This window comes from Paenibacillus phytorum, from assembly GCF_013141715.1.
Classification (GTDB): domain Bacteria; phylum Bacillota; class Bacilli; order Paenibacillales; family NBRC-103111; genus Paenibacillus_E; species Paenibacillus_E phytorum.
The window spans coordinates 103,939-119,934 of record NZ_WHOA01000099.1; the positions used below are offsets into that span (position 1 = coordinate 103,939).

A 15,996-nucleotide genomic window follows, 5' to 3' on the forward strand; every position below is an offset into this window, starting at 1 on the left:
CCGTTTCGATAACTAAACTATAGCATGGGTTGTAGAAGAAAAAATTATCAAATAGTAATGATATTATTCAGTTTTTTACGGAGTTGCAAAAAAAGCCTGCCGGGCGGCAGACTTGGGTAGGAGAATGATGTAACTGATTCACGATCACTATGAAGCATTCATGTATTGCGGGATAACGACGGTCATGACCGTACCATGACCGATCCGGCTTTGGATGCCTATGCCGTATTCAGCTCCAAACCGTAGCTGCAGCCGTTCGTTGACGTTGTTCAACCCGTATCCGACTGACTGCATTGTCAGTATCGTATCGATCGTCTCCTGCGGCATACCCGGACCATTGTCTTCGATTGCGAATTCGATCGTACTATGACCGAGTCGGGCGCTCACTTGGAGCAATCCCCTCCCAGACGTTTTCTGATTGACGCCGTGTTTGATTGCGTTTTCGGCCAACGGCTGCAGGATGAGATTGATCGTCGAATATTCGTAAACCGCTGCGTCGATTTCATAAACAACATCGAAGCTATATTCACCCATAACCTGAATAATTTCTACATACGATTTGATATTTTCTAATTCATCCCGTACAGAAATGATATTATTGCCCCGATTAAGTGCTGTTCGGTAAAATTTCGACATCGACGTGACAACATGGCTGATGTCATGAGCATCGCTCCGCAGCGCCTTCCAATTGATGAATGAAAGCGTGTTGTACAAAAAGTGTGGATTGATTTGCCACTGAAGTGCTTTCATCTCTGCTTCTTTTTGCACGATTTTGCTGCGAAACGATTCTTCAATCAATTCATTCAGCCGGATCAGCATGTTGCCGAACCGATTCGTAAGCTCGCCGATTTCATCTCTTGATGAGCTTTGAACCCGCAAGTTCAATTCCCCCATCTCGACCCGCTTCATCATTGCATTCAACCTGAAAATGCGTCGGATCATCGTTTTGGAAAATATCGAAATGATGACAAGCAAGCTGACGATACATGCCAGGATCACAATCAGCGTTGCATTGATAATCGTTCCAGCGTTTGGGGACACTTGCTCGGCAGGTACGAAGCAATACATGGTCCAATTCGTTTGCGGCACTGTTTTTTTGACAAGAAACATCTCAGTTGAACCGATCCTTAACCTTCCTTCGCTCAGCTCCATCATTTCTCTAGAGTCTAAGGTGGATGTCATCTTTGCGCTTTGGTTCGCGTAAATGATCCGGTTTTGAGCATCTGCGATGACAATGGCGTAATCCTTGGACATATCGGTCACACTTCTGAAAAAACTTTTGTCATTTATACGCATATAGACGATGTTCGTGTACCGCTCCGCGAAGAATTTCGGGAATTTAGCAGTTACAAACAGACCCTTATCATAAAACCATAGATTTTCGCTTCCTTGGACAGTCTCAGTGTACCAAGGTTCGTTTTCGACACGTTTATAGGAAACAACGGAGTCGCCGTATTCCGGGACATTGCTTTGCGTATAAAACGTTATTTTTTCAATTTCCTTGTCCAGATTCATCATCATGATGAAATAAGGCGATAAGTAATTGTTCAAATCACCTGACAGGTTGACCAGATCGAGATAATCATTGGCGACGATTTTTTGAAATGTCTTGTTGAAGACAATCGACCGGATTGTATGGTTATACCGTTCGATAGAATTGTTGATGCTTTCCGAAATCGTACTGACGTTTTTGTCAATTCCTTGAAACGCCTGATAATTCAGCATTTGCTTCGATTGATTGTAGGCGTATAGGCCAAGCACCAAAATCGGAATGATGATAACTGTCAGATAGGACAAAAACAACTTTTGGTTAAAGCGCAGCCGGTTGAATAGTCCGAATATAGCCCTTTTCACTGGTTACGCCTCTTCCCTAAATTGGGACGGGGATTTGCCGTAATGGTTTTTAAACAACGAACTGAAATACGGAAAATTGCTGTAACCGACGTCATGTCCGATGTCGACGATTTTTCGGTTTGTCGAACGCAACAGCTCCTTCGCCTTTTCCATCCGGTACAATGTGATAAACTTGTTGATGCTGATTCTTTTTTGCTTTTTGAATAAATGGCTTAAATAATTTGGCGACAAATAGATCCGTTCGGCTAATAATTCCAAAGACAAATCAGTATTGTATTCGCTTTCAATTATGCGAACAACCTCTTCAATTGCTTTCGGCATCGCTTCGGCGCTGGTTCTTCCGGATGATTCGTTTTCCTCCAGGATCGTCAGTACCACTTTGCGTAAATCGTTCAGCTTTGTTGTCCTATAAATACTTTCCAAACTCAATTTGAATTTATCCGTGTTCTTTTTGGCAGAAGCGTCGAATATCGCTTTGACGATTTCTGAACAAACATATTTGACGTAAATGACGGAATAATGATCGCTGCCCTGCAGAGCGTCAAACAATTGTTCGAACCGCAATCTCGCGATATCATAACGGTTGTGCTGAATATTCAACGTTAGCTCCTCCAGTCCATCGTTGACCGCTGCGGTAACATCACCTGTGGCAAATGATGTGCGGTTTGCCAGCAGCACCGTTCCTTCGTCGAAAAAAAACTTGTTTTCCAGCATCGATTCCATCGCGTAATATTCTTTGTACAGCTGTTTCACATCGTCCACCAAACCACTGACCACTATGCAGATTTCCCGTCCGTACTTGTCCCGGAACCATCGGATCAGTTGCTGTCCGAGATCCGTTAAAGCTTCCAGCGACTCTTCGGCAAAAGCTTCCACGAGCAGCAAACCTTGAAATTCATTCAAATGGATGAAATCAAAACCTCGTCGAACCGTTTCCGCAAGCTGACGTTCGAAATCGGGATCGAGCCGGTCAAAAAAACGGCTGCGCGAATCTAGCATCAGCATCCTCACATAACAATATCCATCGAACCCAGTGATCGGCATGGATAGCTCCCTGTCTTCATCCGCCACTTCGGCTTTGCCGAGAATGAGGTCGGTCATCAGCTTTTGCTTCTCGTAATGGACCTCTTTCCTATACGCCTCTTCCATCCGCTCCTGCTGCGCCTTCGATTTCAGCTCCTGTTCGCACAATTGGATGACCTGGGACACAACCTTAATAAATTCGCTCACCTGAACCGGCTTCAAAATATAGCGGATCGCTTTCAAATCGATCGCCCGCTGAGCATATTCAAACTCACCGTAAGCGCTCATAAAAATTACTTTAACCGGCCGTCCGAGCTCACGCACCTTTGCTGCAAGCTGCAATCCGTCCATCCCCTTCATCCGGATGTCAGAAAACAATATATCGATATCATTGCTTTCGATGTACGCTAGTGCGCTTTCCCCGCTGTCCGCTTCGCTAATCTCCAGGTTCAAGCCGTATTTTTCGATTAAAAACTTGACCCCGTCCCGTTCGAATTTATCATCGTCGACCACGAGCATTTTCAGCATCGGTTCCACCGCCTTTCACGCAAAAAAATAGTATTTACAAAAGGAGTTTACCATAAAATGTAGGGGAGAAAAAAGTTGGAATTTCATCACATAGCCTCAAAGTGTCATAGCATGCCCATGCCGTGCTAAATACGCTTCCTTTTCTTTATAATCCGGCATAATGCTACCTACACGTCTCCAAAATGATCGATCATGATTCATATGAAGGAGATGACATAGCTCATGAATGATGACATAATCAATAACTTCAATTGGAGCCATGGCTAACCGATAATTAAAGGTTATTTTTTTATCCGAGCTGCAGCTTCCCCACTTGGTTTTTGACTCATCTACCTCAATCGTTTTGGGCTTTACTTTTAGTTGTGTTTGATAAATTTTGATTCGTTCCCCAATAATCTTCTTGCAGCTTGAGAAATAGAACTTCTTAAGTTTCATTTTCAATTCTTCTTCATTTAGCTCATTCGTCTCAATTAACTCATGGAGATAATAATATTTCCCAAGATGAAGGAACTTTCCGTTATCTTGATACTCTCTTGTCTTCGGGGTTTCTCGAGCTTCCGCTATGAGTTGTAATTTCTCCAAAATCGTTTTACCATGATGTTTCACAGCACTCATAACCATCTCTTTACTTGTATCATTAGGAGCTTTAACGGTAATGAAACCCATAGAATCAATATGAATCGAAATCTTTTTTCTAATTCCATATTGAACATTAAATTCTATCGTATTATTTTCAAATTCAATTTTCATATCATCATTGTTCCTATTATGTTATTTATTAATTGTATTAGTATCAAATCATTAATCCGTTTAATTTGCAATGCTGGAGTCCTTTTATATTTGTTAAAATCAATAGAAAACGCTTGATCCCTTAGTTTAAGGACCAAGCGTTTTTTATCTGGTGATAGTTTAGTACCTACTTGCGTAGTGTTTGAAGCGCTCCACTCCATGCGATCACTTGATCCAGCATAAGTTTAATATTATTGAGATGTAATTCGGCTGGCTTAAATGTGCTATAGTTCTCAAAATCGGTAAAAATCGATAAGGTTGGATGTGCTTTCACATCAGCAACTAGTAGCTCTCCTAATATCCCTCTCAGATGTTCCGCCGCTCGTGCCCCGCCAGTTGACCCATAACTAATGATACCCGCAGCTTTGTTATTCCATTCCTCACGTGCTAAATCGAGTGCATTTTTTAAAGCACCAGTAATGCTGTGGTTGTATTCCGGCGTAATAAATATATAACCATCAAGACTGTTCAATTTTTCAGTCCAATTTTTGATTTGTTCTTCGCTACCCGCGTCACCAAAAAAGGGTAATTTGTAGTCTGCGATATCCACTATCTCGTAGCTTGCATCTCCTCGTTTATCTGCAATTTCTTTGACCCAATTTCCCACTTGCGGACTCACCCGTCCAGGTCTTGTACTTCCCAATATGATTCCAATTTTCAGCATATAAAGAGCCTCCTCATGAATTTCTATTTTGAGTTAATTAGTTGCCTTGTATTTGGCGCCACATTGTCATCATATCGATCCAACCACGATGTTCGGCAATCTTACCTTCTACGACTCGATATTGACGGTAAAGCGTGACATCAATGGAATTCCCCGAAGGTGAGTTTCCAAAAAACACCCCTTTATGCGTACCTTTCACAACCATTCTTACGATTACCTTTTCCCCTTGGGCTATGATCTCTTCCACTGTGTAGAGTTTATCAGGAAACGCCTCTAATATTTTTCCAGCAAATTGTTTCAGACCTTCTTTTGATTGATAAGAGTGTTCTTGATAATCGGTTGACAAAAATTGTTCCGTACAATCCATATCACTTTGATTCCAAAAAGCCTCGATAAACGCTGATACCGTCTCAATATTTTTCTGTTCAATAGTTATCACAATAAAACATCTCCTTTTTTATATGTTTGCCTTTATTATCATATTGTTGTTCTGAATCTGAAGTTAATTGGCTTTAATTTGAGGCAAAAGTGTCGCTGTATCGAACCATCCACGATGCTCAACAATCTGGCCATCTACTACACGAAATTCACGAAACTGAGTGGCCTTTACGGAATTGCCTGTAGGTGAATTTCCTGCAAACGTACCTTTATGCGTACCAGTCATAAATATTCTAGCTATTACCTTCTCTCCTTGGGCAATGACCTCTTCCACTGCGTAGTGTTTATCAGGAAATGCCTCCCCTATTTGTTTAGAAAAGAATTGATCGGTGGAATCCAAATCATTTTGATTGGAAAAAGCCTCAATAAACGCGGTTACCGTTTCAATGTTCTTCTGTTCAATCGTTTTCATAGTAAAACATCTCCTTTTTTGTACTTACATGAAATACTTTGAGTCAACAATGTTTTGGAGCGATTATGTTAAAATAACTAGTCGAGTTAGATGGGTCTATTTGTCGCCGGCTGACAAACAAACTTGTTTGTGCTAATATGTGACTATACTGTCACCTTTATAATACGTTACCATTAAGTCACATGTCAAGGGTGAAAAAAGCATGCTCGTAAGTAAACTGTTAGAAGGAGGTGTTCCAAATAGATAACGATATATTTAAGGCACTTGCTGATCCCAGCCGTCGCACACTCTTAGACTTGCTTCACGCAACTGATGGGCGAACGTTGAACGATCTTTGTACCCCTTTGCAAATGTCAAGATTCGGTGTAATGAAGCATCTTAATATTCTCGAGGAAGCTAACCTCATAACCACCAGAAAAGTTGGCAGAGAAAAGCTGCATTATCTAAATTCTGTCCCCATACGGCAAATTTACGACCGCTGGGTTAGCAAATACGCCGAACCCTGGGCTATCGAATTAACATCACTTAAAAACGAATTGGAGCGTGAAACGAATATGGAAAACAAACCTAGGCATGTTAACCGAATTGCTATTAAAGCGACACCCGAACAAGTGTGGCAAGCCATTACAGATCCGTCCAAGACATCAAAGTTTTGGTACAATTGCGCAATCCGATCCAACTGGGAAATTGGCTCCTCTTTCGAACTATGGAACCCAGAGGAGAAAAAACTAGCAGATGGGATCATTCTCGAAATATCTCCTCCACATAAGCTGGTTATGAGTTGGCAGTTCCCCGCGTTTCCAGACACGGCCTCTGAGAGCCCTTCACGTATTACGTGGGAAATCGATTCTCATACTGAGTTAGTCGGTGTGACCCTCGTAACAGTCGTGCATGATGAATTCGAACAAGCAATAAACACCGCAAAGATTCTTGAAATGGGGTTACCTATTGTACTTTCGGGAATGAAGACATTGCTTGAAACTGGGTCAACACTTTCCAGTGATTGATAATAGTAAACAGGAAAACGACGCTTCTTTATAGGAGCGTCGCTTTATTCAACTTGGTACCTTGAGTTAGGCTTACACTTCTCGAATAAATGGCTTGATCTTGGAAACTCTAATTTCTATGAAAGGAGGTTCATACATGGTTGAGTACACAAATATCCAAGATAATTCCGAAGAAATAATGAATTGTATCGTTAACTGCGACACCAACACCGAGCAAGATCAGAAAAAAGTAGATAAAAACCTTTTGAGCAGTATCCCGAACGAAGAAGAATATATCGATGAACCTTAATTCGTCAACCGCCAAACATGGCGGTTTTATTTTATTTATGACTGCATTCTGGATATCTCGCCTTACTTCGTGCCTCTCTTCTCTCCCGTCCATATAAATGTTGCTGCCGCGCCAGCAGGAAGCGTGTAGGAGAAGGCATTCCCTCCCTGCTGCACCTTGAACGATCGGCTCTCCGCAGCCGAATTAAACGCGATGAGTACCTCGGATCCATCAGGATTTCGGAAAGCGACATCCTCGATATTTCCACTTCCGAGCGTATTCGAATCAATCCTATATGCTCCTGCCCTTACAAACTTACTCGCATGCCCAAATGCATAAAACTCCGGGTTATAAGAGATCGCCCCGGTCTTCTGATCGATTTTCACGAAGCCGCGACAGTTGGGACATCCACCGTTCTTGGGTCCGAACGATTCATCAAGGGCCAAATTCCACTTCAGCACCGTTTTTGCCCAAAAACGAGTCGAGCCTATGATAAGGTTCTGCATATCCCATTTCAGACTGCCTGCGAAATCAGGTGCCCATTCTCCACCCGAGCTCTCTGTGAAGTAAATGTCTTTGTTCGGGAACAAATCGTGCACCTTCTGTTGGCTGGACACTTCTCCTGCATAACCGTGGAACGCCGATCCAGCAATGTATTTGCTTGTTTCCGGGTCGATCAGAATCTGTATCGGATAGTAAGGTTCATCCCAGTTGTGATCCCATATCACGATCTTCGTTCCAAGCTTTGCTTTCTCGAAAGCTGGACCCAGATGGGATTTGATAAAATTGGCTTGATCCGCCGGTTCCATCCTCATGCCCGGGTATCCATCAGGCTCGAAGTGGGGCTCATTCTGCGGCGTTATAGCATCGATTGACAGCCCTTCTGCTGCATAGGCCTGAACGAACTTCGTGAAATACTCAGCGTAGGCTTGATAAAAGTCCGGATTCAAGCTTCCTTTAATCAAGGAGCCAGACGTCTTCATCCAGGCCGGTGCGCTCCAGGGAGAACCCATGATTTTCAAATCCGGATTGAGTTCCTTTGCCTTGTGGAGAGTCGGGATGATGTAAGATTTGTCATAATCGATCGAAAAGCTCTGCAGCTTCGGATCCGTCTGCCCTTCTGGCATATCATCGTACGTGTAGCTCTTTAACGAGAAATCCGTGGCTCCCATTGGGAGCCGCAAATAACTAATGCCGATGCCTTGCTTATGATCGAACAACTTATTCATCAGATCGCTTCTTTGCTCAGGATTCAGCTTGTTCGCAATCAACCAGGCGGACGAATCCGTCATAGCCGCACCGAAACCGTCGATCTGCTGATACACCTTCTCTCCATAGATGACAATGGTAGAATCATTCGGTGTGTTGTCCTTTACCCAAGCCAGATCCGCTTCTTGATGAAGCAGCTTACTTTGATCGGCTGTGGTAATCCACACGTTCACTGGGCTTTGCGATGAATGAAGACCGTACTTAAGGAAGCCGAGCATCGCTATCAGGACAATGATAATGCCCACCACAATCGGTGTTCGCATTAATTTTCTCATCATTGTTCCCACTTAAAAGTAACGGCCGCTTCCCCATCAATCTTGTATTCGAAAGTCCTTTCATGGATTGCAACGGCGAACGTTTTCGGCTTCGTCGTTCGATTTGAAACAATCAACACCTTGGAACCATCCTCATTGCGAAACGCTACCGTTTCCAAGTCATCTTCAAACGTATTCGAGTCGATTCGATAAGCACCCGGACTCACGAACTTACTTATATGGCCGAGAGTGTAGTAATCAAGATTATACGTAAGCTCTCCTGTCTGCTGATTGATCTTGACCACGCCGCGGCACGTGCTTCGCGACAGAACGGTAGGCCCGTTGTTCTCATCCAAAGCTATGTTCCACCAAATAACAGACTTCGACCAGTTTCTTGTCGTGCGGATTACATGCTTCATTTGGTCCATGAAAGCGTCGTGGAACGGCGGAATCCACTGCCCTCCGGACGCCTCGGTAAACCAAACATCCTTGTCCGGGAACTGTTCCTTGATCTGCGACATCACCTCATGCCGTCCCCCATACACGTGCCATGCGGTTCCAGCGACATACTTGCTTGCTTCGGGGTCTTCGTAGATCTTGCGTGGATGGCCGGGAACATCCCAGTTATGGTCATAGCACATGATCTTGGTCGGTTGCTCCCGCTTAGCCAGCCGTGGTCCCAAATGTGACTTGATAAACGCGGCTTCTTCTGCCGGCTTCACAATCATACCCGGGTATTCCTTCGGCTCGTAGCCAGGCTCATTTTGCATGGTAACCGCATAGATCGGAATCCCCTCCGCTTGATAGGCATCTAGGAACTTGATGAAATAATCTGCGTAAACCCCGTAGCAATCCGGCTTCAACGTGCCGCCGATCATCGCGTCGGATGTCTTCATCCAGCCCGGTGCGCTCCATGGCGAAGCCATCACCTTCAGCTCAGTGTTCAGCTGCAAAGCCTGATGGAGAACAGGTAAAATGTAATTCCGATCGTGATCGATAGAAAACCGTGCAAGCTCATAGTCGCTTTCTCCAGGCTCAACATCGTCATAGCTATAGATCTTCCACGCGAAATCACTAGCTCCCATCGGCTGACGTATGAACGAAACCCCAATACCCTCTTCCCGGTCAAATAGCTTCCTCATAAGTTCATCCCTAAGCTCCTCAGATAAAGCATGAACCACTAGCCAGGCCGAGGCATCGGTAAAAGAAGCTCCAAAACCGTCCATCTGTTGATAGGTGACCGCCTCGTCAATGGTGATGACGTAATCAGTAATCTCCTTATTGCTTCCAGAAAATGGAATCGATTCCATATGCGCCAGTTTTTTCGACTCATCAATCGTCGTTTGCCATACTTGTATGTTGCTCATCATGTCAGCTCCTCTACAGATTCTAAAAAACAAGAGGCCAACGGCCTGCGCAAGCGTTAACGCCGGCTGCTGCCCTTTCGGCCCCATGCTCTTTACTTGTTTGTTATTCTATTCTTACTTAATGCCTTTTTCGTCGTAGTAAGCCGTAGCTTGCTTCTTCACATAATCGAGAACTTTATCGATACCAGCAGATTTCAGTTTATCCTGGTAAGTCTTGAGCGCTTGGTCCACATTCGGTACCAATCCCATCATGAGCGGCTTGCCGTATTGATCGATGACTTGATTGACAGCAGCGTACTCTGTCTTCACAGCATCGTAGTCCATGGATATCGGCGAGAAAATGTCCGGCTTGCTCATCTTGGAGAATTCTTCGTTCAGCTTATCCAGACCGTCCCAACCGCCGACGCCTGCTTTCATAAGCGGCTTGTTTCTCCAGCCCCAATCCGCGATACCGTAGCCTTGAACCTTCGCAGCATCCTGGGTTTTGGAAGGAGTGACGATATTTTTACCGTCGTTGATCAAATCATAGTGATAGCCCTCAAGGCCGTAGGTAATCAGGTTATAATACTTCGCATCTGTTCTGATCTTCTCAAGTACCATGAGTGAACGCTCCGGGTTGGCTGCGCTCTTCGGAATCGCCATACCATTGGCAATACCCATCGTCGGCATCGCAAAGCCTTGCATGCGTGTGTACGGGAAGTATCCGATCTCCATCTTCGGATCTTTCTTCTGTACATCAGTAATAAATCCAGCTGCGCCCGGAGGGTTGCGCCAGTAAACGGCACCTGTGCCCGTCTTGATCAGATCGCCAGCTTCTTGTTTAGAGGACAGTGTGTTCTTTGACCAGTAGCCTTTGTCCGCCCATTCCTTCATTTTCTTCACCCAAGCCTCATATTCAGGTGTGAATGGGTAAGCGACAATATCTCTAGGACTGTTGTAGTTTTTAGCTACGACAACACCGCTCTCTCCCCCGATTGTCTGGTAGCCTTGAACTGCGGAGAATAAAGTGCTAATTTCGTTCCATGCACTTCCGTTGATCGGGATAACGTTCTGCTTATTTTTCTTGACGCCATCCAAATACGCCTCGATGGAAGCCAGATCTTTGATTTCTGGAAGGTTCAACTCTTTTCTCCAGTCCTCGCGGTAGACAATACCGTTCGGCGTGTATTCCGGGTTCGTGTTCGGAACCGCGAAAATTTTGCCGCCAATGGTGACGTCACTCCAATCCTGTGCTGAAACTTGCTTTTGAACCTGAGGCGCATACTTGGGAAGCAAAGCAGTCAGATCCGTGAATGCACCCTGCTTGGCATATTTGAAATATCCTGCCCATGAGGAGGCAAAGATCATATCGATTTTCTCACCAGCTGTCAGCAGCAGATTGTACTTGGTTTGCCAATCGTTCCAAGTGGTGAAGTTCAATTTAACCGTTGCGTTCAGATCCTTCTTCAGCATTTTATTGAATTCGTCCATAACCTTAGGTGTGTCCTTATTGGCATCACCTACCAAATACCATACGAGCTCAACCGATTTTGAAGTGTCCGGTCCAGTCGCTGCAGGCGCTGCGCTTTGGTTTCCTTCAGTCTTCGCAGGTGCGGTTGTTTCAGGCTTAGTTCCGGTACTGCTGCTGCAACCCGACAAAGCGGTAGCAGCCAGCATGACGCCTGCTAGAATAGTTCCGATCTTTCTTTTCATTTATGACTCCTCCTTAATAGTGGACAATCGATATCTTTGTTAGCCGTGAAACCGGTTCTAACCTTTGACTGCACCTATTGTCAGTCCTTTGACGAAATACTTTTGCACAAATGGATACAGAAGTACGATCGGCCCTGTAACGACGACGGCAACAGCCATCTTCAGCGTCTCTGCTGGGGCTTTGAAATTGACGGCAGCCAAATTTGCGGCGATGTCCGTACGCAGTACAGCGGCATTCGCTAGAATCTTGTATAAGAAGAATTGCAGCGGAAACTTGCTTTCCGTCGTGATGAAGATGTTGGCGGTAAACCAATCGTTCCAATAACCAAGAGCAAGGAACAATCCGATCGTAGCTAGCCCTGGCGTTGATAAGGGAAGGATCAAGCGGCTGTAGATCGTAAAATCATTTGCGCCGTCAATTCGAGCCGACTCAACGATAGAGTCAGGAATCGATTTCATAAAGTTTTTCATAAGAATAATATTCCAAGCACTAATGAGTGCGGGAATCAACATGGCCAAGTAGCTGTCTTTCCAATCCAGATACTTAACGATGAGAATGTACCATGGGATCAAGCCCCCGCTGAACAATGTCGTGAAGTACATGAAGAATGCGACAGAATTACGGTATTTGAAATCTTTACGAGCGAGCACGTATCCCGCCATGGACGTAAGGAACAAGCCTACGCAAGTTCCAATGACGGTAAGGCAAATTGTCACCCAATAGGCGCGGAAAATTTGCTCAGGGTTAGTGAAGACCGCCTTGTAGGCATCGATAGACAACTCGTTCGGCCAAAGCTTAAACCCTTCCCCGATGATTTCATTCTCCGACGTGAATGAACCCGAAATAATTAACCAGAACGGCAGCAGGCAAAGTATGGTCAAGAACGCTACCGTTCCATAAGCGATGACCATAAAAGCCATCGTCGCCGAGTCTTTTTTGCGTCTCACGGTAGTCCCTCCTAAGAGTTTTGCTTTAGCAAAACTGGCTTCGTAAGCATTTCATTAGAACAATGCGTAATCTTCGCGGACTTTTTTCACAATAAAGTTGACCGTCATAACTAAGAGGAAGCCAAAGAACGATTGGTACAAGCCTGCAGCCGATCCCATTCCAATGTCAAAATTGACCGCCAACGCCCGATACACATACGTATCGATAATGTCCGTCGCATCATACAACATGCCGTTGTTGCCGATGATCTGATAGAACAGGTCAAACTGCCCTTTGAGGATGCCGCCGAGACTGAAAATGACGAGCAAAATAAAGGTTGGGGTTAAAAGCGGAATCGTGATATGACGAATTTGTTGAAAAATATGAGCTCCGTCGATTTCCGCTGCTTCGTAATACTCATCACTAATGCTCATAATGGCGGCCAAGTAAATAACCGTACCGTACCCGAGCCCTTTCCAAACATTGAAAAAGACAATGATGTACTTCCACGGTTCCGTATTCAAATAGAAGTCATACGGCTGCGCCCCTAGCTGTTTCAACAATGTATTGATAACGCCGGTATCGGAGTTGAACAAGTTGAAAACGAAAGCACCTACAAGAACCCACGAAATGAAAAACGGCAAAAACATAATGGATTGCGTTGCTTTCTTAAAATATTTGTTGGCAATCTGGCTTAAGAAGATCGCACAGACCAACTGCAGGAAGTTACCGATAAAAATAAAGGCCAAATTGTACACGACCGTATTTTTCGTCAAGTTCCATAGCGTACCTGATTGATACAAAAACTTAAAGTTCATCATACCGATGAATTCGCTTCCAAATATCCCGCCGTCGAAGCTGAACTTCGTGAAGGCCAGATAAATTCCCGCCATAGGAATATAGCTGAATACGATGAAAAAAAGGATCGCAGGAGCTACCATCAGAAACATGATTTTGTTCCTGGACAATTCCGCCCAGAAGCCTTTTAAAGCTGTCATCACTTACTCACCTCCGAACTCTTGGATTGTGTTTGTTGTTTACAAGGCCAATCTTAGGCCTTCAACCAAGGCTGGAGCAACTATAAATATGCGATCATTATCATTTTTTGCTTCATTACGAAGAGCTTTTCTCCGCTTCAGATCACTTTTTCCGTTGTTTGGGAACTCAACTGATCTCTCGAACCCCTTCTTCCTGCAATCGTCCGTTTTTGCGGAAGTCAGCCGGTGTTACACCGTTGATTTTTTTAAATGCTTTGTAGAAATACGGACTGTTTGAAAAGCCTGATTTTTCCGCAATATCCCCTATGGGAAGCTCAGTTGTAAGCAATAACGTTCTCGCTTGGTCCATTCTTACTTCAATGATGTAATTCAGAATCGTGTTTAACGTATGCTTCTTAAATAACCGTCCGATATAGGTTGCGGACAACCCCATCTCCTCGGCAATGGATTCCAAGGAGAGCTCTTGAAACATATATTTCTGCTGCACAATCGCGATGATTTTACCCACCACTTCGTCATGTCTTGTGTTCTTCTTCTCTTCCAGGCTGGTTGATACACGCACGAATACATCGAAGAACGGACGGTACATGTCCTCGACTAGTTCCGCATCGTTTAAACCGGAAAGTAGCGCATTGATACTCAAATCCCAGGAGATATCGTTATTCTTTTGAATCGTGGAAACTGCGTTGTTCACAGCAAAAGCCAAGTGCGACACAGCAAGATGATACGACATATAGGAATAGCCGGCAGTTTCTTCGACGATCTCGCGGAATATGCGCGATGCTTCGGTAATTCGACCCAGCATCAGCTCCTCGATCAGCACCTTCTCTTTGGAGATCGGGTACACATAGGATTTGGCCTTCAACGACTCGATTTGCTCCGCGTAAATAAGACACTCATGTCCAAAGAAAAGCCGATGGAATAAGGCTTCCGTCGCCTGAGTATACAAACGGCTGATGCTTCGAGCATCATCACCGGTCGTACTCACCGCTATTGAAACGGATACTTTAATGTAATCCCCCACAAAGGATTGAATTTGACGCCATAGACTCGCTGGCAGGACAGAATGACTATCCGGAGCGGGTTCCCCTATATTGAGTAGAATCGCAATACGATCATCCCCCATATCAACAGCAAAGGAAGGACAGTAGGCATTCAATAACTCTTGAGCGATGTTCATAATCCCAATCTTGAGCAGGCTCCTGTCGCCGACGCTGTATCTCTCCACTAGCTCCAGATATCCGTCAATCTTCAGCACCGTCACGGCAAAATGATTCTTGGCATCCAAATGAATATCATACAACCTGAACTTCTCGTCCAGGCAATGAGGATTACTGCTGCCCGATCCCAGAAGCAGATTGCGAACCAGATCTTGCCGCAGCGCCATGGAATGGTTTCTTCGTTCCGTCTCAAGTGTTGTCAACTTCACTAACTTGCGGTTTACATTCAAGGACAATTTTCGCGAAATCAGGTAGGAAGTCAGAAGTCCAAGAAGTAGAATGGCGACTGCGATTGCGATCGTATAGAGCCTCATATGATTAATGCCGCTTGTAATGACACTGTACGGTGCAATTCTAATATAACGCCAGCCCAGAACATCAGGAGCCGTATACGTCACTAAGGATTTAACCCCATCCACATCGGAGACGAAATATCCTTCTGATTCGCCGCTACCGAGCACCACTTGGATGTACGGTTTATGGGTAAGGTCCGTCAGCATGGCATTCTTCCAGCTGTTCGTGATGAGGACTCCGCGATCGTTGATGATAAACGTATTTTTGTCCGAAGTGGCGATCATGCCGTCGATATTTTTGTGCATTTGTGTTTCGGATATATTAACGATAATGACGTTCTTTTCATCTTTATGGGAAAGAGTGTCGTACAACAGGAAGGTATAACAATCCCGTTCCTTCTCTTGATTGTTCAGCATGAGGCTCTCAAACGGGATTTTACGCGGGATCGGCATTAACGTCTTGTAATCCGAAATATGCTTAACCATTTCTACGGCTTTCGTATCGTAAAACTCATTCGATTTCCAAACCGAATTGGCACTGATTTCTGCGCTCGTATAAAACGTATCTGTCTGGTAGTTATATATGTAGATGGAATCAATAAAAAGGGATGTAGCCCGGTAGGAGTTCAGTTGAGCCATCGCCGTACTTGTATCAAGAGGATCTCCTGACGAAAAGTAAAGCAATTTGGACACATTCATGTCGTTATATATTTGTTTGGCAAACGTGCTGGCGTTAACCGCCATGATGGAAGCTTCTTGGCTTGTTTGGGCTAGATTATTCAATGTGGATCTGTACGTCTGGTTGAGGGAAATATCTTCGAAATAAACATGTAGAATTCCCGACAGCATCACAATCGTTAAAGCGATGGTCAACGTAAAAGACCGAAAAATAGAAGCGGAGAATTTCACGTTGGAATTGGACGTTTTTATTTTCAACATCGTCACCTCGTTATTTGAAATCGATTTCATTTAATTATAAACTAGCATGAAAC

Annotated in this window: 14 protein-coding genes; 2 read left to right on the plus strand and 12 right to left on the minus strand. The window is 44.4% G+C overall.

The window, feature by feature from the left end:
• Positions 1–147: 147 nt before the first annotated feature.
• From GC098_RS41205 to GC098_RS15585, 6 genes are all read right to left on the minus strand, one after another.
• On the minus strand, positions 148–1,854 hold the full coding sequence (locus tag GC098_RS41205) for a sensor histidine kinase (protein ID WP_171644051.1): 1,707 nt from the start codon (positions 1,852–1,854) through the stop codon (positions 148–150).
• A 3-nt stretch (positions 1,855–1,857) separates the two neighbouring features.
• Positions 1,858–3,405 (minus strand): response regulator transcription factor, encoded by a 1,548-nt coding sequence (locus tag GC098_RS15565; protein WP_171644052.1) that lies wholly within the window; start codon positions 3,403–3,405, stop codon positions 1,858–1,860.
• Positions 3,406–3,501: 96 nt separating this feature from the next.
• Complete coding sequence (locus tag GC098_RS15570; protein WP_171644053.1) at positions 3,502–4,155, minus strand: M48 family metallopeptidase; 654 nt, start codon at positions 4,153–4,155, stop codon at positions 3,502–3,504.
• Positions 4,156–4,321: 166 nt separating this feature from the next.
• Positions 4,322–4,858, minus strand: coding sequence for an NADPH-dependent FMN reductase (locus GC098_RS15575; RefSeq protein ID WP_171644054.1), 537 nt, complete (start codon positions 4,856–4,858; stop codon positions 4,322–4,324).
• 37 nt (positions 4,859–4,895) lie between these two features.
• Positions 4,896–5,297 (minus strand): ester cyclase, encoded by a 402-nt coding sequence (locus tag GC098_RS15580; RefSeq protein ID WP_171644055.1) that lies wholly within the window; start codon positions 5,295–5,297, stop codon positions 4,896–4,898.
• Between the two features lie 63 nt (positions 5,298–5,360).
• Complete coding sequence (locus GC098_RS15585) at positions 5,361–5,708, minus strand: ester cyclase (RefSeq protein WP_171644056.1); 348 nt, start codon at positions 5,706–5,708, stop codon at positions 5,361–5,363.
• A 239-nt stretch (positions 5,709–5,947) separates the two neighbouring features.
• Between GC098_RS15585 and GC098_RS15590 the strand changes: the two genes are divergently transcribed.
• Positions 5,948–6,715 carry an ArsR/SmtB family transcription factor gene (locus GC098_RS15590; RefSeq protein ID WP_171644130.1) on the plus strand — a complete coding sequence of 256 codons (768 nt, stop codon included), beginning with the start codon at positions 5,948–5,950 and terminating at the stop codon, positions 6,713–6,715.
• A 136-nt stretch (positions 6,716–6,851) separates the two neighbouring features.
• Positions 6,852–7,004, plus strand: a complete 153-nt coding sequence (locus GC098_RS15595) for a hypothetical protein (RefSeq protein WP_171644057.1) — start codon at positions 6,852–6,854, stop codon at positions 7,002–7,004.
• A 62-nt stretch (positions 7,005–7,066) separates the two neighbouring features.
• On the opposite strand, the gene GC098_RS15600 is transcribed toward GC098_RS15595, so the two are convergent.
• The 6 genes from GC098_RS15600 to GC098_RS15625 all read right to left on the minus strand — a co-directional run bounded on the left by GC098_RS15600 (position 7,067) and on the right by GC098_RS15625 (position 15,973).
• Positions 7,067–8,527: a glycoside hydrolase family 30 protein gene (locus tag GC098_RS15600; RefSeq protein ID WP_171644131.1), complete on the minus strand. Its 1,461-nt coding sequence runs from the start codon at positions 8,525–8,527 to the stop codon at positions 7,067–7,069.
• Positions 8,527–9,873, minus strand: a complete 1,347-nt coding sequence (locus GC098_RS15605) for a glycoside hydrolase family 30 protein (protein ID WP_171644058.1) — start codon at positions 9,871–9,873, stop codon at positions 8,527–8,529. Before GC098_RS15605 ends, GC098_RS15600 begins: the two co-directional genes overlap by 1 nt.
• 114 nt (positions 9,874–9,987) lie before the next feature.
• Positions 9,988–11,565, minus strand: a complete 1,578-nt coding sequence (locus tag GC098_RS15610; protein ID WP_171644059.1) for an extracellular solute-binding protein — start codon at positions 11,563–11,565, stop codon at positions 9,988–9,990.
• Positions 11,566–11,622: 57 nt separating this feature from the next.
• The gene (locus tag GC098_RS15615) at positions 11,623–12,513 is read right to left on the minus strand and encodes a carbohydrate ABC transporter permease (RefSeq protein WP_171644060.1); all 891 of its coding nucleotides are present in this window, start codon (positions 12,511–12,513) and stop codon (positions 11,623–11,625) included.
• Positions 12,514–12,567: 54 nt separating this feature from the next.
• A complete protein-coding gene (locus tag GC098_RS15620) occupies positions 12,568–13,491 on the minus strand; it encodes an ABC transporter permease (RefSeq protein ID WP_171644061.1) in 924 nt (307 codons plus the stop codon).
• Positions 13,492–13,657: 166 nt separating this feature from the next.
• Positions 13,658–15,973, minus strand: a complete 2,316-nt coding sequence (locus tag GC098_RS15625; RefSeq protein ID WP_171644062.1) for a helix-turn-helix domain-containing protein — start codon at positions 15,971–15,973, stop codon at positions 13,658–13,660.
• Between the last annotated feature and the right edge of the window lie 23 nt (positions 15,974–15,996).